We start from the raw sequence: 22,356 nt of genomic DNA, 5'->3' as shown, positions 1-22,356 counted from the left end.
CCCCATGAGCTCCTCCCCCGCCCCGGCCGCCGTCGAGCGCTGGCTCCGGCGTTTCCACGCCCCGCCCCGCCGCCCGGCCGCCCGCCTCGTCTGCCTGCCCCACGCGGGCGGCTCGGCCGGCTTCTTCTTCCCCTTCTCCCAGGCCCTCGCCGGAGACCTCGACGTGCTGGCCGTGCAGTATCCGGGCCGCCTCGAACGGCACCACGAACCGCCCCTGACCGACATCGCGGAGCTGGCCGGCCAGGTCGTCGCCGCGCTGACGTCACCCACCGCCGGCGGGGACAGCCTCCCGCTGGCCCTGTTCGGACACAGCATGGGCGCCCTGATCGCCTACGAGGTCGCCGCCGAACTCCAGGACCGGGGCACCCCGGTGCAGGCACTGTTCGTCTCCGGGCGGCGCGCGGCCGGCTGCCCCGACGACATCGAGCCGCTGCACACGCTGGACGACGACGCCGTGGTCGCCGAGTTGCGCGCGATGGACGGCACCGAGGACGAGCTGCTCTCCGACCCGGACATGCTGCGGATGATCCTGCCCGCCGTCCGCGCCGACTACCGGGCGGTGGCGAACTACCGCTACCGGCCCCGCCCGCGGCTGACCTCCCCCGTGGTGGCCCTGACCGGGGACAGCGACGCCCGGGTCAGCCTGGAGCAGGCCGCCGCCTGGGCCGACCACACCACGGGCCCGCACGAGCTCCGCATCTTCCCCGGCGGCCACTTCTACCTCGCGTCGCCACCGCAGCAGTCCGCGGTGACGGCTCTGCTGCGGAGCCGTCTGGTCGGCGGACATGCCGACGCGGTACCGCTCTGACCGCCGGCGCCACCCATGCGTCCGGGCCGGACCTGCCCGCGGGGAAACGTCCCCGACACCGCCTGATCCCAGGAGACAGACCATGCCACCCCGTTGGTCAGGAGCACCCTCATATGCCTGAGCCGCGCGCCTCGTCCCTCCGCCTGCTGTGGGGCGAGTCACGGCCCGTCCGCCTGATCGCGGCGGGCGCCCTGTCTGTCCTCATGGTCAGCGTCCTCGCCACCCTGGCCGGCCCCTGGCTGGTCCAGTACTTCGTGAACCAGGCGACCGCGGGCAGCGCCCAGTCCGTGCTGATCACCGCGGCCCTCGGCTACCTGGCTGCCGCGCTCGTCGCCGGCGGGGCCCGGATCTGGGCCAGTTACCTGGCGGTCCAGGCAGGCTGGCGCATCGCCGACGGCCTGCGGGTCCGGCTGCTGCGCCACGCGGCGGTCGAACAGCCCGTGCTGGACGTGGAGAGCCGGCCGGTCGGCGAGATCCTGGAACAGGTCGAGGGCAACGCCAACATCGTCGGCAAGGCCATCGCCGAGTCCGGTTTCCGCATGCTCAGCAACATCGCGCTGGCGGTCGGCACCATCGCCGCGATGTCCGTGGCCGTGCCGGCCGCCGGCCTCGCCATCTCGGTCCTGGTCGTCGCCGTGTGCTTCGTGCTCACCCGGCTGACCCGGCGGTCGATACGCCGCTGGCAGGCCGCGCGGGAGCAGCAGGCGGATCTCTTCGGCTTCGTCGGTGACTCCCTCAGCGCCCGGGACGACCTGCTGCTCGCGCGCGAGTCGGACTGGGCCACCGAGCGGACCCGTACCGATCTCGAAGCGCTGCTGCGCACCGAGGGCCGCGCCTACATCAGCGGCCGCGCCTTCTGGCCGTTGACCCAGTTGTGCTTCGCGGTCGCCTTCGGCCTCGGCTTCGGGTTCGGCCTCCAGCAGTTGCAGGCGGGTGCCATCACCATCGGCACGCTCACCATGATCTACCTCTACGTCGATCTCCTGCAGCGCCCGCTGGAGGAGATGTCCTCCCAGCTCGGCCAGTTGCAGCAGATGATGGCGGTGCTCAAGACATCCGCCCGCCGGCTCGGCCCGGAGGGGCGGGCGAAGTCCACGGCGCCGCCGAGCGGGCAGGTGGCGCTGCCGGAGGGGCCGCTGGAGGTCGCTTTCGAGGGCGTCTGCTTCGGTTACGGCGACACCCAGGTGCTGAGCGACGTGTCCTTCACGGTCGCGCCCGGCAGCAGTCTCGGCATCGTCGGCCCCACGGGCGCGGGCAAGAGCACGGTCGTCAACCTGCTCTGCGCGCTGGCCGAGCCCGGTGCGGGCCGGGTCCTCATCGGCGGTGTCGAGGCCGGGCGCCTCACGCCCGCCCAGTTCGCCGAGCGCGTCACGGTGCTCAGCCAGCGCGCGCACGTCTTCTCCGCCACGGTCCGGGAGAACATCACCCTCTTCGACGATGCGGTGCCTGTCGAGCGTGTCTGGGAGGTGCTGGAGCAGCTCAACGCCGCCGACCGGGTACGTGCCCTGCCCGAGGGTCTGGAGACCCGGGTCGGCGCCGGGGCCCGGGAGCTCTCGGACGGCGAGATGCAGGTTCTGGCGGGCGCCCGCGCGCTGACCCGCCCGTACAGCCTGCTGATCGTGGACGAGGCGGCGTCCCACTTCGACCCGGAGACCGAGAAGGCCTGGGCGGACATGCTGGACACGGTCATGCGGGACCGCACGGTCGTCATGGTCGAGCACCGGACCGGCACCCTGCGCGGCGTGGACCGGATCATGACGATGGAGAGCGGCCGGGTCAAGGAGATCACCGAGGCCGGTGCCACGGTCGGCGGCGCCGGACGCTCCGGCGCGCTCACGCGAGGGGGAACCGGTGACCACCGGACAGGAAGCCCGGTTCGAGACCGTGGCGTTCAGCCGTTTCCTGCACCGCTGCGGGAGCAGGCTGCGGGCGCTGTACTTCACCGCCATGGCGACCTGGAGTGCGATCTACGGCATTCCGCTGCTGATGGGCGCGGTCACCTCGGCCATGCTTGACAGCGCGGCCGGACCGCTGGAGGGCAGCGGCGTGTGGTGGCTGCTGGCCGCCGCCGTCGCGCTGATGGTGCTGCGCGCCGTGGCCTTGTGGGGCGGTCTGCAACTGACGTTCGTGCTGATCTTCCGTACCAGTGCCTGGATCAAGGTGACGGCGCTGGGCCGGCTGCTGCGGCGGCCCGGGTCGCGCGCCGCCGTACGCGGCAACGGCGAGATCCTCAACCGGCTGCGCGACGACAGTGACGAGATCGGCGGTCTGCTGGAGTGGACCACCGACCTGGTCTACCGTTCGGTCCTCCTCGTCGTCGCCGTCGTCGTGCTGGCCGTCACCGACCTCACGATGACGATCCCGCTGCTGTTGCTGCTGCTGGGCCTGTGGGCGTCCGTCGCACTGAAGAACCGCGTCGCCCTGCTCCAGGCGGAGACGCGGGTGCGGCAGGGGGTCATCGGCTCGGAGGTCGCCGACACCCTGACCGGCATCCGCGACCTGCGGCTGTCCGGTGCGATCGAGGGCCGGCTCCAGGGGCTGGAGCGGCGGTTCGCCTGGCGGCGCGGGGTGCAGCTACGTCATCAGGTCTACCTCGACCTGCTGTCGGACCTGTTCCGCAACCTGGTCATGGTGGGCACGGCGGTGGTGCTGCTCACCGTCAGCGTCCGCGTCTCCAACGGCGACTTCTCCGTGGGCAAGCTGGCGCTGTTCGTGACGTACACCGGCTGGCTGGGCCAGCAGATGTACTTCTTCGGCAAGATCCTGGCCCGCTACCAGAGCGGCAAGGTCTCCTACGCACGGCTCGGTGAACTCGCGCCGCCGGACGAGCCGTTGACCACCAGGGACAGCAGCCCCGCCGCGGGACCCCTGCGCGAGCTGACCGTGACCGCGCTGAGCTGCGCCACCCCGGCGGGCGTGACCGCGCCCGAGCCGGTCAGCTTCCGGGTCCGCCCCGGTGAGCTCGTCGCCGTCACGGGCGACATCGGCTCCGGCAAGAGCACGTTCGTCCGCAGCCTGCTGGCGCTCCAGCCCGGGGTGCACGGCCAGGTGTGCTGGAACGGCGTGGACGTGACCGGGAACCAGGACTGGCTGAGCGCGCCCCGCGTGGGACACGCCCGGCAGCAGTCCCTGTTCCTCCGGGGAACGGTCCAGGAGAACCTGCTGCTCGGCGCCACCGGAGTGAGCACCGAGCACCTGGAGCGGGTGATGGCCGCCGTGCATCTGCGGCCCGGCTCGCCCGAACTGCCCGACGGGCTCGGCACCCGGCTCGATTCGGGTGCGGCCAGCCGGCTGTCCGGTGGCCAGCGGCAGCGCCTGGCGCTGGCCCGCATGCTCTGCCGTCCCGCCGAGCTGTACGTCGTCGACGACTGCGACTCGTCCCTGGACGGCGCGACGGCCAGGGCCATCTGGCAGACGCTGCCCAGGCAGTGGCCCGGCGCGTGGGTGGTCGTCTCGCACAACCCGGACCTCCTGAAGGCAGCCGACACCGTGGTGACCCTGCGGGCCGGCACTCATGAGGTCACGTCAGACACCGGAGCAGAGAAGGAGGCCGCGTTGTGAGACCGACGTCCCCCCTGCAGGAACTGTCCGACCCGGACATGTTCATCGACCTGTCCCCCTACCTCGGGCACGCGCTCCAAATGAAGTGCGAGGGCCTGAACCTCGGCGGCTCGATCAAGGTGCGGGCGGCTGCCTCGATGGTCGCCGCAGCCGAGCGCAGCCGCCTCCTCCGCGAGGACTCCGTGCTCATCGAGTCCTCCTCGGGCAATCTGGGCGTCGCGTTGAGTGTGATCGCGGCAGGCAAGGGCCTGCGCTTCACCTGCGTCACCGACGCACGGTGCAACGCGGCCACGGCCGCCACCATGCGGGCCCTCGGCGCCGAGCTGGTGGTGGTCGAAACGCCCGACCCCGAGGGCGGCTACCTCAAGGCCCGGCTGGACCGGGTCCGTGCGCTGTGCGCCGAGGACGACCGGTACTTATGGCTGAACCAGTACACCAACCCCGCCAACTGGGGCGCGCACTACGAGTCCACGGCGCCCGCCATCCTGAAGCACCTGCCCGACGTGGACGTGCTGTTCGTGGGGGTGGGCACCGGCGGGACCGCGATGGGCTGCGCACGCTACTTCCGCGACAGCGGCAGCCACGCCCGGCTGGTGGCCGTGGATGCCGCCGGATCGGTCACCTTCGGACGGGCCCCCGCCCCCCGGCTGATCCCCGGGCTCGGTGCGAGTGTGCCGCCGCCGCTGTTCGCCCCGGAAGTCTTCGACCACCTCGTCCAGGTCAGTGAACTGGACGCCGTACGGCTCTGCCGCACCCTCGCCTCGCACGGCATGCTCTTCGGCGGTTCGACCGGCACGGTGGTCGCGGGCGCGCTCCAGTGGCTGGAGCGGTACGACCCGGACCGGACGCTGAGCTCGGTGTGCATCTCCCCCGACATGGGCGACCGCTACCTCACCACCGTCTACGACGACCGCTGGGTGCTGGACCACTTCGGCCCCGAGGCCCTGCGCCCGCTGCAGCCCCTGCATCCCATCGGCCCGGTGGAACTCGTACGGAGCGAGGTCGGCGCGCCGGACCTCGGCTGAACGACGGGACAACCGACCGCATCAAGGAAGGACACGCATCATGTTCGAATTCACCGTTGTTCCGGGGCCGGCCGTACGCGACGTACTGGACGCGGACCGCCCCGCCGTCATCGACCTGGTACGCCGTACCTACGTGCACCATGAAGCCGGGGACTCGGTCAACCCGGACAGCTATTTCCTGCGGTTCCCCGACAAGCCCGACGCCCGCATCATCGCCCTGCCCGCCTTCCTGGGGCGGACGTCCAGCGCGCCGGCATCAAGTGGATATCCAGCTTCCCGGCCAACACCGTCGCGGGGCGGCCCCGGGCCTCCGCGGTGCTCGTCCTCAACGACTACGAGACCGGCTACCCGACGGCCTGCCTGGAGGCCGCGACCATCAGCTCGGCCCGCACCGCCGCTTCCGCCGCCGTCGCCGCCACGGCGCTGCGCCCCGGCGGGTACGCGGGCAGCACGCTCTCCGTGGTCGGCGCGGGCATCATCGCGCGCAACATCTGCGACTACGTGCATGCCGCCGGTGTGCGCCCCGACACGTACCTGGTGCACGACCTGGACCCGGCGTCCGGGCACGCCCTGGTGAAGCACATCCGGGAGAACCTGGGGGCGTCGGCCGAATTCGTCGCCGGCCTGGATGCCGCACTGGCGGCCGACACCGTGGTGTTCGCCACCACCGTGGCGACCCCGTACGTGCACACGCCCTTCAAGCCGGGCCAGCTCGTGCTCAACATCTCGCTGCGTGACCTCGCCCCCGACGTCATCACCCAGGCGGCCAACCTCTTCGACGACGTCGAGCACTGCATGAAGGCCAACACCTCTCCCCATCTGGCCGAACAGGCCACCGGCGGCCGTGATTTCGTCACCGGCACGCTGGCCGCCGTGCTGAACGGCGAGGTGACGCCGCCCACCGACGTGCCCGTGGTCTTCTCCCCGTTCGGGCTCGGTGTGCTCGACCTCGCGGTCGGTGCCCACGTCCTCGGCCGCGCGCAGGAGGCGGGCACCGCGGTGGAGATCCCCGGCTTCTTCGCGGAGACGCACCGCTGGTGACGGCGCCCCGCGGCCGAGCGGCCGCGCCGACCAACCAGCCGGAACTCTCCCGAGGTGGACCATCAACATGATCACGCACTGGTGGCTCAACGAAATGCCACCGATTCCGGGCGTCCTGAGAGCCGTCTTCTACGCGGGCCTCCTGGTCATCTGTCTCGTCGACCGGCCGTCGCCGCTCGCCACCGCGCAGGTCGTCGGCACGACCCAGCCGGCGTTCTACACGCCGGTCGGCGTGCTGCGGCTGCTCGGCGTCAAGCAGGTCGGTCCCGGGCTGCTCACCTTCGTCACCCGGCTCACGGTGGTGCTGTGGGCCGCCGCCGCGGCCGGACTCCTCCAGCCGGCCACCGGCGCGCTGACGTTCCTGGGCTTCGCCTTCCTCCACGCGGTCAACGCCGGTGCGCTGGGGGCCAATCACTCCACGCACTCGGCGCTCTACGCGCTGCTGTGCATGAGCTTCTCGGTCTCGTACGACTTCTCCCTCGACGGCCTGCTCGCCCAGCACACCGCCTGGCCCCTGCTGGTGCCGGAGGACTCCGTCCTCACTTCCGGCTTCGCCCCGGCGCTGCTGCTGGTCTGCCTCGCGTACACCATGTTCGCCGGCGGCGTGGCCAAGGTCCGCTACGGCTGGTCCGGCTGGCGGGACGGTACCGCGCTCCGCTTCTACCTGGAGCAGTCGGCGCCCGTCGCCCGCTGGCCGTGGCTCTCCCGTCTGATGCTGGACAGCCCGGTCCTGTGCAGGCTCGCCGCCTGGGGCACGCTCGTCATCGAACTGGGCGCCATCGTCGCCGTGTTCAGCAGCGAAGCGCGGATGCCACTGATTCTGAGCTGGGTCTGCCTGCACATCGGAATCCTGTGCATGATGATGCCCGCCTACTGGGTGCAGATGTGGTGTTACCTGCTGCTCCTCGACTGGCCGTGGCTCACGTCCCTCGTCACCGGCGAGGAGCCCGCCCGCCCCGTCTTCCCGGACAGCGGAGCCGGAGCGGTGGTGCTCACCGCCGTCGGCTGCCTCGTCGTCGCGGCCCTGGTGTACGTCCTGCTGTTCGAGTCCGAGCAGTGGCCTTTCACCAGTGTGCCGATGTACTCCAACGGAACGCGGGGCGCCGACCGGATCGTGCTGCCCCGCCGCTCCGAACTGCACGCCCGTGCGCTGCGGGCCGCGCGCGGCCGCCACCGCGCCTGGCAGCGCGCCTGGGTCGACCAGGAGTACATGGAAGACATCTGGGTCCGCCCGGCGGACGACGGGGCCGAGCCCCAGCGCCTGTTCCACCTGATGCACGAACGCGGCGCCGTGCCCCCCGCGCGCTGGTCGCAGTACGCCAAGGTGGTGCGCGAGACCGCCGTCGAGGACATCGTGGCCAAACCGGCCGACCGCCCGGAACACACCGAGGAACAGGAATATCCCGCAGCCCGCTTCCTCCGCGAGGTCGTGCCCCTGGTGCGGAACGCGCTGCCCGGCTGGGAGCAGTACCGGGCCCTGGAACTGATCTGCCGTACCGAGTGCGGAGGCGTGGTCATCGCCCGCGCCGAACTGGCGGACCGGACGGTCGAGGAGCCCGCCCGGTGAAGCCCTCATCCCTCCCCGGACCGCAGCCGACCGTCCCCCGAAGAGTGAGGAAGCCGTGAGCGTGGACAGCAGCCCGAGCCCGCACGAGATCACCCGCGCTCCGACCGCCGACTGGTACCCGCTGTCGTCGGGACAGCTCTCGATCTGGCTGACGACGCAGGCGGGCGGCGCCCACGGCGCCTACACGGTGCCGGCCGTCTACCGGCTGAGCGGCGCTCTCGACGCCGTCGCGCTGCGGCGGGCCTTCGAGGCCCTGCTCGCCCGCCACGAGTCGCTGCGCACGGCGTTCGCGGTGGTGGACGGGATCCCGCGGCAGCGCCCCGTCCCCGACGCCACGCTGGACTGGGCCTACGAGGTCGCCGAAGGTGACGCGGAGCACCGCGTCGAAGCGTTCACCGCCGGGGCGTTCGACCTCGCGGCGGGCCGGCTGATGCGCGTCCTTCTGGTGCGCACGGGCGAGGACGAGCACGTCCTGGCGGTCGCCGCGCACCACATCGCGGTGGACGGCTGGTCGATGACCGTGCTGCTCGAACAGGTCACCTCGGCCTACGACGCGCTCGTCCGCGGCGAGGAACCGGAGGCAGCGACACCCCAGATCCAGTACAAGGACTATGCGAGCTGGCAGCAGGCCCACCTGCACAGCGGGTCGTTCGACGCGTCGCGGACGTACTGGAAGGAGCGGTTCCAGGAAAGCGTCGTCCCGCTGGACCTGCCTGCCGACCGGCCGCGCCCCACCACCCGCACCTACCGGGGAGCCGTCACCGGCCGCGACATCGGGCAGGACACGCTCCAGGCACTCAAGGCACTGTGCCGGCAGGAGCGGGTCACGCTCTTCGCGGGGCTGTCGGCCGCGCTCCGCGTCCAGTTGCTGCGGTACACCGGCCGGCGCGACATCGTGCTGGGCACCCCCGCCGTGACGCGGCCGGTGCCGGAGCTGTACGACCAGATCGGCTGCTACATCAACAGCATCGCGCTGCGCGACACCGTCCAGCCGGGTACCACCTTCCGCGACCTGCTGCGCACCGTCCAGGACACCCTCCAGGGCGCGCTGCGCCACCACGAGTACCCGTTCGACCAGGTCGTACGGGACGCCGGTGGTGTCACCGAAGCCGGCCGCAACCCGCTGTTCGACGTCATGGTCATCTTCGACCACGGCTGGGGACAGCCGGCGGAATCCACGGCCGGGCTGCGCTTCGACGCCCTCAAGGCCGGCAACGGGCACAGCAAGATGGACCTGACGGTCTTCTTCGAGGAGACGTCCACGGGCCTGCGGGTCTCGGCGGAGTACTCCACCGAGCTCTTCGACGCCGATCGCGTCGAGCGGCTGCTGGAGCACTTCGGCGTCCTGCTGGAGGACGCGTCGGCCCGCCCCGACCGGGCCGTGGAAACCGTCAGGCTGATGGGCGAGCAGGAACGTCACCAGGTGGTGCACGGCTTCAACCGCGCCGGGACGCACTACGACCTCGACACTCCCCTCCCACAGCTCTTCGAGCGGCAGGCGGCCCGTACCCCGGACGCCGTCGCGACGGTCGACGCGCACGGGTCACTGACCTTCGCCGAGCTCAACTCCCGTGCCAACCAGCTCGCCTGGACCCTGCGGGAGACGTACGGAGTCGGCGCGGGCACCCTGGTCGCCCTGTACCTGGAACGCTCGGTGGACCTGACCGTCGCCGTGCAGGCCGTACTCAAGGCGGGCGGCGCCTATCTGCCCGTCAACACCGCCGACCCGCTGGACCGGGTGCGGACCGTCCTGGAGGACAGCGGCAGCAGGCTGGTGCTGACCCGCGGCGGCGCCGTGCCCCTGCCCGACGGCCTGCCGGACCTGGACATCACCGGACCGGCCGCCCTGTCACCGCGTACGGACGATCCGCCGCCGCTGGCGGGCCCCGGCGACCTGGCGTACTGCATCTACACCTCCGGCTCGACCGGCCGCCCCAAGGGGGCGCTCATCGAGCACCGCGCGATCGTCAACCGGCTCCGCTGGATGACGGACGACCTCGGGCTGGGCGCGGACGACGTCTTCCTCCAGAAGACCCCCTACTCCTTCGACGTCTCCGTATGGGAACTGCTCCTGCCGGGGCTCCTCGGCGCCACCCAGGTCATGCTGCCGCCGGGCGGTGAGTCCGACCCGCAGCTCATCCGGGCGACCGTCGAGCGGCACGGCGTCACCGTCGTGCACTTCGTTCCCTCGATGCTGAGCCAGTACCTGGCAGCCGTGCCCGACGCCTTCGCCGGTGTGCGTAACTGCGTGTGCAGCGGCGAGGAGCTGGACCGCGACCTCGCCGGCCGCTTCCACTCCGCCACCGGCGGTACGGGTACGCGCCTGTTCAACTACTACGGCCCCACCGAGGCCGCCGTGGACGTCACGACGCTGCACGTCGAGGACGGGGAGCGGCCGGTCACCATCGGCCGCCCCGCTCCCGGCAACCGCCTCTACATCATCGACGACGAGGGGCAGCCCTGCCCCGTCGGCGTCACGGGCGAACTGTGCATCGGCGGCGTACAGCTTGCCCGCGGCTACCTCGGCCGCCCCGAGCTGACCGCCGAGCGGTTCGTCACGGCCGCCTTCCTCCCGGACGAGCGGATCTACCGCACCGGGGACCTGGCGCACTGGCTGCCCGACGGCGAGGTGCGCTACCTGGGACGGCGCGACAACCAGGTGAAGATCCGCGGCCACCGCGTCGAACTGGGCGAGATCGAGCAGGCGCTGCGCGACCAGCCGGCGGTGACACGCGCCGTCGTACTGCCGCGGCGCGACGCCCTCGGCACGGACCTCCTGTACGCGTATGTGGAGGCCGGCCGGGACTGCCCGCCCGCCGACCGGCTGCGGGACGCCCTGGAGCAGCGCCTGCCGCGCTACATGGTGCCCTCGCACTACATCCGCACGGACACCTTCCCCGTCACGCGCAACGGCAAGGTGGACCGCGCGGCGCTCGTCCAGCTTTCCGGCGCGGAAGTCGCGACCACCGAGTACGTCGAGGCGTCCACGCCGACCGAGCGGGCCCTGACCAGTATCTGGCAGTCGTTGCTGTCCGTCGAACGCGTCGGCGTCACGGACGACTTCTTCGTGCTCGGCGGACACTCCCTGAGCGCACTCCAGCTCAACAGCCGGATCAGCGAGCACTTCGGGCTGGACCTGCAAGCGGCGGCGATCTTCACCCACCGGACCGTGGCCGCGCAGGCACGGCTCGTGGACGGTGCGGCCCAGGGCGCGCGGACGGCCCTGGAGCCGGTGGCCCGCGCCGGGCGGCACGTCCTGTCCTACGCCCAGGAGCGCATGTGGTTCCTGTACATGCTCGCCCCGGAGAGCACCGCGTACCACATCCCGACGCTGGCCACGTTCCACGGCCGGCTCGACACCGAGGCGCTCCGGGCGGCGCTGGCCGACCTGTTCGAGCGGCACGAGATCCTGCGCGTCGTCTACGGCTCCGAGGACGGGCAGCCCTTCCAGCGGCCCCACGCCGGCCTGACGCTCCCCTTCTCGGAGACCGATCTGTCCCATCTCGGCCCGCAGGAGGCGGAGGAGGCCGTCGCCCGTGCGGTGCGCGAGGACGGTGCCCGGCCGTTCCGGCTGCGGGAAGAGTCCCCGGTGCGCTTCCAACTGTTCAAGGTGCACGAGACCGAGCACCGGCTGCTGACCACGCTCCACCACATCGCCGGCGACGGCTGGTCGACGCGGCTGATGATGCGGGAGCTGTCGGTCCTCTACACCCGGCGTACGGGCGGAGCCTGCGAACCGCTGCCGGATCTCCGGGTGCAGTACATCGACTACGCCGCGGCCGTACGGGACGAGGGACACCGCCAGGCCGTCGACGCCGATCTCCAGTACTGGACGGAGCGGCTCGCCGGTGCCCCCACCCTGGAGCTCCCGACCGATGTGCCGGGCCCGGAGGCCGCCGAGCGGTCCTGCGGCAGGACCGCGCTGGCCCTCCCCGCCGCCACCGCCGGCAAGCTGCGCGAGCTGGCCGTACGGACCTCGACGACCCCGTTCGAGGTGACCATGGCGGCCGTCAGCCTGCTGCTGTCACGGCTCGGTGACCAGCAGGACGTGAGCGTCGGCTACCCGGTGGCCAACCGGCAGAGCGTCGAGCTGGAAGGGATCATGGGTCTCTTCCTCAACACACTGGTACAGCGCACCGACCTGTCCGGTGAGCCGGTCTTCACCGACCTGCTGAAGCGGGTGAGCAGCGGCGTCCAGGAGGCGTACGCGCATCAGTCGGCGCCCTTCGAGCTGCTGGTCGAGCGGCTCAACCCGGCCCGGCAACTGGACCGCACCCCCGTCTTCGACGTGCTGCTCAACTATCTGGGCAGCCTGCGCGAGGAAGCCCGGATCGAGGGGCTGGAGGTCGAGTTCGACGACCAGCTCTTCGAAGCGGAGGCCAAGTTCCCGCTCACCTTCTACGTGTGGGACGAGGCGGACGACGCGGGCGGCGAGCGCCTGCACATCGAGCTGGTGCACAAGTCCAGCCTGTTCTCCGCGGCCCGCGCCGAGACGATGGTGCACCAGCTCGGCGCCCTGCTGGCGCAGATCGCCGACGCCCCGGAGCGGCCGCTCGCCGCGTACTCGCTGGTCCTGCCCTCGCCCGCCGGTGCGGAAGCGGCCTTGCGCACCGCGATCGAGGAACCCCCGCAGCCGCCGGTCACGGAACTGATCGCGGCGCAGGCCGCGCGCGCCCCCGGCCGCCCGGCGCTCGTCCAGGGAAGCCGCTCCCTGTCCTACGCGGAGCTGGTGCGGCGCTCGGACGACCTGGCCCGGCGTCTGGTCTCCGAAGGCTGCGCGCCCGGCCGGGTGGTGGCGGTGACCGGGCCGCGTGGCCCCGGGTTCTATGTGGCGATGCTGGGCGTGCTGCGCAGTGGCGCCGTCTTCTTCCCGCTGGACCCGGCGTTGCCCGCGGGCCGCCGTGACCATCTGCTGAGCGCCGGCCGGCCCGAGCTCGTGGTACGGGCCACCGACCTGTTCGCCGACGAAGCCGAGGCTGCCGACGGCGCCGACGACAGCGGTCTGCCGGTGGTCCTGGTGGACGCGCACACCGGAACGCTGACGGAGGAGGCCCCGGACGGCGAGCTCCCCGCCGTCGCCCCGGACGCGCCCGCGTATCTCTTCTTCACCTCCGGCACGACCGGCACTCCGCGGGGCGTGCTGGGGCGGCACGCGTCGCTGAGCCACTTCCTGCGGTGGCAGAGCGGCGAGTTCGGCATTGGCGAAGGGGACCGGTGTGCCCAGCTCACCAGCCCCTCCTTCGACGTGATGCTCCGCGACACGCTGCTCGCCCTGGTGTCCGGCGGCACCACCGTCGTGCCCGAGCCCTCGGACCTGCTGGGCGGCAAGGCGGTGTTCGCCTGGCTGGAGCGCGAGCGGATCAGTGTGCTGCACGCCGCGCCCACAGTGCTCCAGTCCTGGCTCCTGGACGTACCGGCCACGACCCGCCTGCCCGGACTGCGGCTGGCCTTCCTCGCGGGTGAACCGCTGAAGGCGGCCCTGGTGGAGCGATTGCGGCAGGTCCTCCCGGAACGCGGGGAGATCGTCAACCTGTACGGCCCCACCGAGACCACGATGGCGAAGTTCGCCCATCGCGTCCCGCCGGGCGGGACGCTGCCGCCGGTCCTGCCGGTCGGTACGCCGCTGCCGCAGTGCCAGGTGTTCGTGATGCGCGGCGACGTCGTCTGCGGCGTCGGCGAACCCGGCGAGATCATCATCCGTACGCCGTACCGGACCCTGGGCTATCTGAACGCCCCCGAATCCGCGGCCTTCTACCCCAACCCGTACCGTGCCGACGCGCAGGACCTCCTGTACCGCACCGGGGACGTGGGGCGGCTGCGTCCCGACGGGCTGCTGGAGATCGTCGGGCGGGCGGACCACCAGATCAAGATCAGTGGTGTCCGTATCCACCCGGCCGAGATCGAAGCGGCGCTGGTGGGCCACCCCCTGGTGTCGGGCTGTGTGGTGACGGCCCACAAGAGCCCGCAGGACGAGTACCACCTGGTGGCCTATGTGGTGCCGGACACCGGTGCCGAGGGCGACGGGCTGGGGGGACGGCTGCGGCAGTACCTCACAGGGCAGCTTCCGCAGGCCATGGTCCCCGGCGAGTTCGTCGTGCTCGACCGCATCCCCACGAACGCGAACGGCAAGCCGGACCGCCGGGCCCTGCCCGCGCCCGCGTTCCTCGACGACTCGCCCGTCGCCGGCAAGGCCCCCCGGACCGCGGCCGAACGGCGCATCCAGGAAGCCTGGCAGTCGGCCCTGGGACGCCGGGTCTCCGGTGTCGACCAGGTCTTCTTCGAGCTCGGCGGCACCTCGCTGAAGCTGCTGAGGCTCCACGCACTGCTGGAGGAGGAGTTTCCCGGCGCCTTCCGGGTCGCGCAGTTGTTCAGCCACCCCACCATCGCCCTCCAGGCGCAGCTCGCCGAACCGGCGGCTGCCCGGGAGGCCCAGGACCCCACGGAAGACGAGGTTTCCGAGCATGACTTCTGATCAGTTCCCGGCGGCCGCCGGTGCCCGGGACATCGCCGTCGTCGGCATGGCCGTACGGCTGCCCGAGGCCGACGACACCCGTCAGTTCCTGGCGAACCTGCGTGACGGGCGGGACAGCGTCCGCGAGATCTCTGCCGAACGCCGCAGCCGCACCTCGATGCCGCTGAACGAGGACTTCCAGCTCAACGGCTACATCGAGGACATCGACTCCTTCGACCACGCCTTCTTCGGTATTTCGCACGGCGAGGCGCAGGTGATGGCCCCGGAGCACCGGCTGCTGCTCCAGACCGCCTACCAGGCGGTGGAGGACGCGGCCCAGCGCCCGGCGGCCCTCAACGGCCGCCGCGTCTCGGTGTACGTGGGTGACACCCGGATCGCGTACCACCAGCTCGTCCGCACCATCGAGGCCCCGATGGTGATGGGCGTGCACGTGGCCGCCACGGCCGGCCGCCTCGCCCGTTTCTTCGGGCTGTCCGGGCCGGCCGCCATGGTCGACTCCTCCTGCTCCTCCGGGCTGCTCGCCGTGCACCACGCGGTCAACGACCTGGTGCTCGGTGACGCCGAGATGGCGCTGGTCGGCGGGGTGAACCTGAACCTGTTCGGCGACCCGGTGCAGGACGACGCCGGTCTGGACCTGGGCATCCGGTCGGCGGACGGCAAGACCCGGGCCTTCTCGGCCGAGGCGGACGGCACCGGGTCCGGCGAGGCCGTGGTCGCCGTCCTGCTCAAGCCGCTGGGCGATGCCCTGCGCGACGGGGACCCCGTGCACGCCGTCATCAAGGGCGTCGCGGCCAACAACGTCGCCGACCGGTCCAGTTCCCTCACCGCTCCGGACAGCGCGGCGCAGGCGGAGGTGATCACGCGGGCCTGGCGGAAGGCCGGCGTCGACCCCGCCACGGTCTCGTACGTCGAGGCCCACGGGACCGCCACCCGGCTCGGCGACCCCATCGAGATCGAAGCCCTCGACCTGGCCTTCGGCCCGACCGCCGCGGCGAAGCACTCCGTCGCGCTCTCCTCGGTGAAGAGCAACATCGGCCACACCTGGAGCGTCTCCGGGCTGGTCGGCCTGGTGAAGGCCGTGCTGGCGCTCCGGTACCGGCAGCTCTTCCCCAGCCTGCACACCGAGGAACTCAGCCCCTTGATCGACTTCTCGGAGTCGGCCGTCTCGGTCACCCGGCAGCTCACGCCCTGGGAGCCCGCGGCCGGGATACGGCGGGCGGGGGTCAGCTCCTTCGGCGTCATGGGCACCAATGTGCACGCGGTCCTGGAAGAGGCACCCGCGCCCACCACGGAGGAGACTCCCGCGGCCACACCGCCCGACGGATACTGGATCCCGCTCTCCGCCAAAACTCCCACCGCGCTGGCCGCCAACATCGCCGCGCTGCGCGCCCGGGTCGAGAGCGATCCGCGGCTGCGGATCGCGGACGTCCAGCGCACCCTGGCGGAGGGACGCGACCACCACCCGTACCGGTACGCGGTGACCGCCGACGACCTCGACGGCCTCTCCCGGGCCCTGGCCGAGCCGCCGACCGGCCCGTCCGCCGTCGGCCCGGTGACCGTCCTGCTGGTCTCCGGGCGCTGCCCCGCCGACCCCGGTCAGGTCTCCGCCTTCCGCGGCGCCCATCCGCGCTTCGACGACCTCTACGCACAGTGCGAGCGGGCCGCGGAAGCCGACGGCACGGAAACCGACGGGCAGTTCGCCTTCCAGTACGCCCTGCACGGGCTGCTGCGCGAGATCGGCTTCGACTTCCGCCACGTGGTGGGAGAGGGTGCGGGCAAGCATGTGATCGACGCCGCGGCCGGCCGGGTGCCGCTGACCGTGGCTCAGCGCCTGGCGCACGCCGAACGCGCCGCGCAACCGGCCGAACCCGCCGATCTGGACGCGCGCGTCGACCGGCTGCTCGGCAAGCTGGTGGGCGCGCAGCCGGTGCTCTTCGTCGAGGCCGGCCCCCTGTCCACCGTCTCCGGCGCACTCGTCGCACGGGGCGGGGCCGGGTACCGGGTCGTGTCCGTGACGGAGGGGCCCGCCGCCCTGCTGCGTGATCTCTACACCGGTGGCGCCGACTGGAACTGGGCGAGCACCGCGGGCGGAGGACGGCGGATCGAGCTGCCCGCCTACCAGTTCGACAAGGTCCGCTGCTGGCTCGACGACGCCGACCTGGCGCCCGCGAGGGGCGCCGCGGTCGCCCCGGCCGAGGAGACCGGAGCATCCGGGCAGCGGTCCGGTCCGCCTCCCGTCGACGTCCTGGAAACAGTGACGGGAGTCTGGCGGGACGTCCTCGGAACGGAGGCCGTCTCCCCCTCGGACTCCTTCTTCGACCTGGGCGGCGACTCCATCAGCGGCCTCCAGGTGGTCAACCGGGTCCAGAAGCTCTTCGGCGTCGAACTCGACGTCCTGACCCTCTTCGACTACGACACGCCCGAGGACCTCACCGGCTATCTCGACACGCTCCTGGCTCCGGAGCCGAACGCCGCACCGGACGCCGCCGAGGACACCGCCGATGAAGCCGCTGGAGCGGCGGCTGGGGAGGCCGCTTCCCCCGCCGCCCCCGGCTTCTTCCCGGCCTCCGCGGCCCAGTTGAACGTCTGGCTGGCGTCCCAGTTCGAGGGCGGCTCGGTCGCCTTCAACCTCACCCGGAGCTTCGAGCTCACCGGCCCGGTGGACACCGCCGCGCTCCAGAAGGCGGTGGACGGCCTGACCGCCCGCCACGACGGCCTGCGCGCCGCGTTCCGGCTGGAGGGCGAGCAGCTCGTCCAGCAGGTCGCACCGGCCGGCCCCGGGACGGTCACTGTCGAGGTGCGCACTGAGTCCGCCGCCTTTCCGGAGGGTTCCGCGGCCGTCGACGTGGTCCGGGAGTTCGCAGCGCGCCCCTTCGACCTGGAGAACGGCCCGTTGCTGCGCGTGCAGCTCGCCGGCTTCCGGGACGAGCGCCACCTGCTCAGCCTCAGCACCCACCACCTCGTGGCCGACGGCTGGTCCCTGGGCCTGCTGGTACGCGATCTGTCCGAGCTGTACGCCGCCGCCGTCGCGGGTACGGAGGCCGCGCTGCCGCCGGTGGGCGCCGACTACCGTGAGCACCACGAGCGGGAGGCGCGGCGCGCGCAGGACCGGCGTGAGCAGGCCGCCGCGTACTGGCTCGACACCTTCGACTCCGTACCCCCGGCGCTCTCCCTGCCCACCCGGGCCGGCTCCGCGGAAGGCCGCGCGTACACGGGCGCGTACCGTGACTACGCTCTGCCCGCCGCCCTGTGGCAGCGGCTCAAGTCCTTCGCCCGGTCCCGGGGCGGCACCCCCTTCACCTCCGTGGTCAGCGCCTTCGCCGCGGTCCTGGCCCGGTACAGCGAACACGGTGACCTGGTGCTGGGCACCTCGGTGGCGGACCGCGGCGAGGAATCCCTGGAACAGCTCGTCGGCATGCTGGTGCGGACCCTGCCGCTCCGGCTGAGCGTCGATGCCGAAGCGGGCTTCGACGCCCTGTACCGGCAGGTGCGCGGCACCTTCACCGACGGTCTGCGCCATCTGTCCCACCCGTACGAGGAGCTGGTCCGCGACCTCCAGGAGCGGGGGCGGACGCATACGCCGGATCTGTTCGACGTCCTGATCGAGTTCGAGCAGTTCGCCGGTGCCGGTACCGGGCCGCTGGAGGCGATGGCCGCCACCGGACTGGGCGTCGAGCAGGTCGACGTGACCCTGGAGACGAGCGTCTTCCCCCTCAACATCATGCTGGCCGAGCAGCAGGGGACGCTGGGGGCGGCCGTCCGCTTCGACACCCGGCTCTTCGACCCGGCCACCGTCGACGGGCTCTGGGAGGCGTTCGAAGCGCTGCTGGACACGGCGCTGGCCGATCCGGACACTCCCCTCGGCCGGCTCCCCCTGCTGGCCGCCCGTGAAGAGCAGCGGGTGCGCACCCTGGGCCACCGGGAGCTGGAGTTCGACCGCGGTTTCCAGATCCACCGGGCCATCGAGCACTTCGCGCGGACGACGCCCGACCGGCTCGCCCTGTCCAGTGCCACCGATCCGGCCGGCCGGCGCACCTTCGCCGAGCTGAACACCCGGGCCAACCGGCTCGCCCGGTACTTCGCCGACGAGCTGGACGTGACCAGTGGCGAGGTCGTCGCGCTGGTGATGGACCGTTCGGTGCTGATGGTGGAGTCCGTCCTCGCCCTGTGGAAGTGCGGTGCGGCGTACCTCCCGGTCGATCCCGGCTATCCGGCCGCCTTCGTCCGCGGGATGCTGGAGTCCTCGGACGTACGGGTCGTGGCCCTGGATCCCCGGCAGGCGCCGGAGGGGCTGGCGGCGCACATCCCCGAGGGATGCCGCCAGGTCGAGCTGACCGAGGAGACCGGCCGGCACGGTGACGGCAGCGATCCGGGGCTGGACGTCGACGAGTCCGGTCTCGCCTACGTGATCTACACCTCGGGTTCGACCGGGAAGCCCAAGGGCGTGATGGTCGAGCACCTCGGCATGCTGAACCACCTGCACGCCAAGATCGCCGACCTGGGGATCACCGAGGACAGCGTCGTCGTCCAGAACGCCTCCAACAGCTTCGACATCTCGTTGTGGCAGATGTTCGCCGCTCCGTTCGCCGGCGGCCGCACCGTCGTCGCGTCGGAGGCGCTCCAGCTCGACCCGGTCCGCTTCGCCGAGCGCGTCGAGGCCGAGGAGGTCACCGTCCTGGAGGTGGTCCCGTCCTATCTCGAAGCGATGCTCGACGCCTGGGACCGCGCCGACCGGCCGGTCACGCTGGAGCACCTGCGGTACCTGATGGTCACGGGTGAGGCGTGCCTGCCCCGTCAGGTGAACCGGTGGCTGCGGGCCTACCCGAGGATTCCGGTGGTCAACGCCTACGGCCCGACCGAGGCGTCCGACGACATCACCCACCACGTGATGGACCGGCCCGTGACGAGCGAGACCGTGCCCCTGGGCCGCCCCGTGCCCAACACCCTGATCTACGTCCTGGACGAGCATCTGCGGGTCGTCCCGCAGGGTGCGCGGGGCGAGATCTACGTCTCCGGCATCTGCGTGAGCCGTGGATATCTGAACGCCCCCGAGCAGACGGCCCGCGCGTTCCTGACCGACCCGTTCGAGCCGGGGCGGCGGATGTACCGGACCGGTGACAACGGCCGCTGGACGGAAGAGGGGAACCTGGAGTACTTCGGCCGGACCGACAGCCAGGTCAAGGTGCGCGGCTTCCGCGTCGACCTCGGGGAGATCGAGCGGCGGGTGGACGGGGCGCCCGGCGTCAAACAGGCGGCGGTGGTCGTCAAGAAGCTCGCGGGGGCGGGGCAGGACAAGCAGCTCCACGCGTACCTCGTCCTGGAGGACGGCGGCACGGTGGACGGCTGCCGCGACCACGTGCGGCGCGAGCTGCCGCACCACATGGTGCCGAGCGAGTTCATCGTGCTGGACCAACTGCCGCTCACCTCGAACGGCAAGGTCGACCGTCCGACGCTGGCCGGTCTGCGCGCCGAGCGGAGCACCGCGGTCGCGGTCGCTCCCCGTACGGACGCCGAGCGGGTGCTGGCCGAGATCTGGGCGGAGGTGCTGGGGCTGGACTCGGTGGGGGTGACGGACCGCTTCTTCGACATCGGCGGCAACTCGCTCCGCGCCATCCAGGTGCTGGCCAGGGTCCGCGGCCGGCTGGGTGCCGACCCCGGGCTGGAGCGGTTCTTCTCCCATCCGACCGTGGCCGGGCTGGCCGCGCTGCTGGACGGGACCACCGGCACCGGCGATCAGGGGACGATCCGGTCCCTCGGCGGCCCCGGCACCTACGCGTCCGCGCCCACCCAGGGCCTGCTGCTGGCCGTCGAGGAGCGCTACACGCACGCCCAGCGGGCCGCGTTCAACCGCAACGACCTCATCGAGTTGCACGGCCCGGTGGACGAGGCCCTGCTGGAACGTTCCTTCGCGGCCTTGGCGGACCGCCACGAGAGCCTGCGGACCACCTTCGGCACGAGCGTCCAGCCACCGGTCCAGATCGTGCACGCGGCGGGTGCGCTCACCCCGGCGTTCCGGGTGCACGACCTGACGGGCCGTCCCGACCCGGACGATGCCGTACGGGAGTTCGTCGCAGCGCGCGTCCACGTGCCGTTCGACATCACCGCGGAGCCCCTGGTGCGGGCCGATCTGCTGCACACCGGCGAGGACCGGTACGTCCTGCTGACGTCGGTGCACCAACTGGTCTCGGACGGGATCTCGGCCGCCGTGCTCCACCAGGAGTGGCAGGAGCTGTACGACGCGCTGGTCACCGGCCGGCCGGCCGCGCTGCCGGAACTTGCCGTCCAGTACAAGGACATCGCGGCCTGGCGTGACGAGCGGCTGACCGCACAGGCGCGGCGCGAGCACCTTGAGTACTGGAAGCGCGAGCTGGACGGCGCCTCGCCCGAGGTGCCGCTGGTCACCGACTTCCCCCGGCCGCCGGTGAGCGCCCTGTCCGGTGTCCGGCTGCGGCGCCCCCTGGACGCCGGGCTGGCCGAGCGGTTCGCCTCCCTGGCGAGCCGGCAGGACGTCACCGAGTTCGTGGTCGCCCGCGCCGCCGTCGGCCTCCTGCTGCTGGGCGAGACCGGGCAGTCGGACATCACCATGGGCACCTACACCAGCGGCCGCGACCGGCTGGACCTGGAAGGCCAGATCGGGTTCCACGTCAACACCGTCCCGCTGCGGTTCCGGCTGCTGCCCGGCGACGACACGGGCAGCGTACTGAGCCGTACCCAGCAGGACATGCTGCGGGCGTTCGAGCACCAGGAGTACCCGTACGGCTGGATCATGCGCGACCTCGGGTGGGAGCGCGGTCGTGACCGCAGCCCGCTGTTCGACGTGATGGTGGCGATGGACCAGTTGGACGGCGAGGAGGAGCCGCGGCGCAAGGGCGGTGTCCTGTTCCGAGCACGGGACCTGCCGCGCCGCTCGAAGGAGGCGGACCTGCAGTTCGTCTTCATCCGCTCCGCCCGTGGACTCGAACTGGCCCTGACCTACAACAGCGAGCTCTTCACCGAGGAGCGCGCGCAGGGCCTGCTGGACAGGCTCTGCTCTATTCTCGACTCCATGATCGACGAACGGCCGATCGCCGGCATGGTGACGTGCGAAGGGAACGCGACCGCGTGAACAGCGAGAACATTCTGGCGGGACTCGACGAGGAGCGCCGGGCGTTAGGGGAGGGTTCCGGACGGGGCGTCGTCCGTGAGCTCGCGACGGACGGCTCCGAGTGCCGGATCGTGTACGCCGGCTGCGCTCCCGAGGAGCTGGACGACGTCATCCGGGAGGAGACCGCACTGGCACGGTCGCGCAACTACACCCTGGAGTGGAAGTTGTACGGCCACGACACCCCGGCGGACCTGGCCGACCGGCTCACCGCCGCCGGGTTCGAGCCGGACGACCAGGAGAGCGTGCTGGTCCTGCCCCTGGACGGCGCGGACCTGGACTCCTTCGACACGGCGGGCCGGGACATCCGGCCCGTGACGGACGAGCAGGGGCTGGCGGACTACGCGCAGATCGCCCGTGCGCTCGGCCGCAAGAACGCCGAGGAGGAGCGGCAGCGGCTCGCCGCCGAACTGCGCGACGACCCGGAGGCGTTGAGCATCCACATCGCCTACGTCGACGGGCAGCCGGCCTCGTGCGGCCGGGCCTACTTCCGGCGCGGCGGCAGCTACGCGGAGCTGGCGGGCGGCCGGACCGTCCCGGAGCACCGGCGGCAGGGGCTGTTCACCGCACTGGTCGGCAGCAGGCTGCGGCAGGCGCGGGAGCGGGGACGTACCCATGTCTTCGTGGACGCGCTGCCGACCTCCGAACCCACCTTGCGCAAGCTGGGTTTCGAGGTCGTGACCTGGACCAGGCCCTTCGTGTACGAACCCGGCTCCTGAGCCGGCCCGGGGAGCGGGAGAG

8 protein-coding genes and 1 pseudogene are annotated in these 22,356 nt (G+C 72.0%); all 9 read left to right on the top strand.

The annotated features are described in order from the left end of the window. The first annotated feature begins 4 nt into the window (after nucleotides 1-4). The 9 genes and pseudogenes from EJG53_RS36175 (at nucleotide 5) to EJG53_RS36135 (ending at nucleotide 22,334) form a co-directional block, all read left to right on the top strand. The gene (locus EJG53_RS36175; protein WP_125048437.1) at nucleotides 5-808 is read left to right on the top strand and encodes a thioesterase II family protein; all 804 of its coding nucleotides are present in this window, start codon (nucleotides 5-7) and stop codon (nucleotides 806-808) included. Between the two features lie 113 nt (nucleotides 809-921). Continuing rightward, on the top strand, nucleotides 922-2,823 hold the full coding sequence (locus EJG53_RS36170; RefSeq protein WP_125048436.1) for an ABC transporter ATP-binding protein: 1,902 nt from the start codon (nucleotides 922-924) through the stop codon (nucleotides 2,821-2,823). Continuing rightward, the gene (locus tag EJG53_RS36165; RefSeq protein WP_125049822.1) at nucleotides 2,756-4,369 is read left to right on the top strand and encodes an ATP-binding cassette domain-containing protein; all 1,614 of its coding nucleotides are present in this window, start codon (nucleotides 2,756-2,758) and stop codon (nucleotides 4,367-4,369) included. Before EJG53_RS36170 ends, EJG53_RS36165 begins: the two co-directional genes overlap by 68 nt. Nucleotides 4,370-4,407: 38 nt before the next feature. Next, complete coding sequence (sbnA, locus tag EJG53_RS36160; RefSeq protein WP_125049821.1) at nucleotides 4,408-5,394, top strand: 2,3-diaminopropionate biosynthesis protein SbnA; 987 nt, start codon at nucleotides 4,408-4,410, stop codon at nucleotides 5,392-5,394. A 40-nt stretch (nucleotides 5,395-5,434) separates the two neighbouring features. After that, nucleotides 5,435-6,435: pseudogene (gene sbnB / locus EJG53_RS36155) on the top strand (2,3-diaminopropionate biosynthesis protein SbnB). Between the two features lie 67 nt (nucleotides 6,436-6,502). After that, complete coding sequence (locus EJG53_RS36150; RefSeq protein ID WP_125048435.1) at nucleotides 6,503-8,002, top strand: hypothetical protein; 1,500 nt, start codon at nucleotides 6,503-6,505, stop codon at nucleotides 8,000-8,002. Nucleotides 8,003-8,063: 61 nt separating this feature from the next. Then, nucleotides 8,064-14,474: a non-ribosomal peptide synthetase gene (locus tag EJG53_RS36145; protein WP_125048434.1), complete on the top strand. Its 6,411-nt coding sequence runs from the start codon at nucleotides 8,064-8,066 to the stop codon at nucleotides 14,472-14,474. Then, nucleotides 14,464-21,579, top strand: a complete 7,116-nt coding sequence (locus EJG53_RS36140) for a non-ribosomal peptide synthetase (protein WP_125048433.1) — start codon at nucleotides 14,464-14,466, stop codon at nucleotides 21,577-21,579. Before EJG53_RS36145 ends, EJG53_RS36140 begins: the two co-directional genes overlap by 11 nt. Beyond that, nucleotides 21,576-22,334: a GNAT family N-acetyltransferase gene (locus EJG53_RS36135; RefSeq protein ID WP_218041938.1), complete on the top strand. Its 759-nt coding sequence runs from the start codon at nucleotides 21,576-21,578 to the stop codon at nucleotides 22,332-22,334. The genes EJG53_RS36140 and EJG53_RS36135 overlap by 4 nt, the downstream gene beginning before the upstream one ends. The last annotated feature ends 22 nt before the right edge of the window (nucleotides 22,335-22,356 follow it).

The sequence above is a fragment of the Streptomyces chrestomyceticus JCM 4735 genome (genome assembly GCF_003865135.1).
Lineage (GTDB): Bacteria > Actinomycetota > Actinomycetes > Streptomycetales > Streptomycetaceae > Streptomyces > Streptomyces chrestomyceticus.
The sequence above is the reverse complement of the archived record's forward strand: the minus strand, read 5'-3'. Positions and strand labels throughout refer to the sequence as shown.

Coding starts and splice junctions, on each gene's coding strand:
- EJG53_RS36165 (WP_125049822.1), top strand. CDS start 2,756: ATGGCGACCTGGAGTGCGATCTACGGCATTCCGCTGCTGATGGGCGCG.
- EJG53_RS36150 (WP_125048435.1), top strand. CDS start 6,503: ATGATCACGCACTGGTGGCTCAACGAAATGCCACCGATTCCGGGCGTC.
- EJG53_RS36140 (WP_125048433.1), top strand. CDS start 14,464: ATGACTTCTGATCAGTTCCCGGCGGCCGCCGGTGCCCGGGACATCGCC.
- EJG53_RS36170 (WP_125048436.1), top strand. CDS start 922: ATGCCTGAGCCGCGCGCCTCGTCCCTCCGCCTGCTGTGGGGCGAGTCA.
- sbnA (WP_125049821.1), top strand. CDS start 4,408: ATGTTCATCGACCTGTCCCCCTACCTCGGGCACGCGCTCCAAATGAAG.
- EJG53_RS36175 (WP_125048437.1), top strand. CDS start 5: ATGAGCTCCTCCCCCGCCCCGGCCGCCGTCGAGCGCTGGCTCCGGCGT.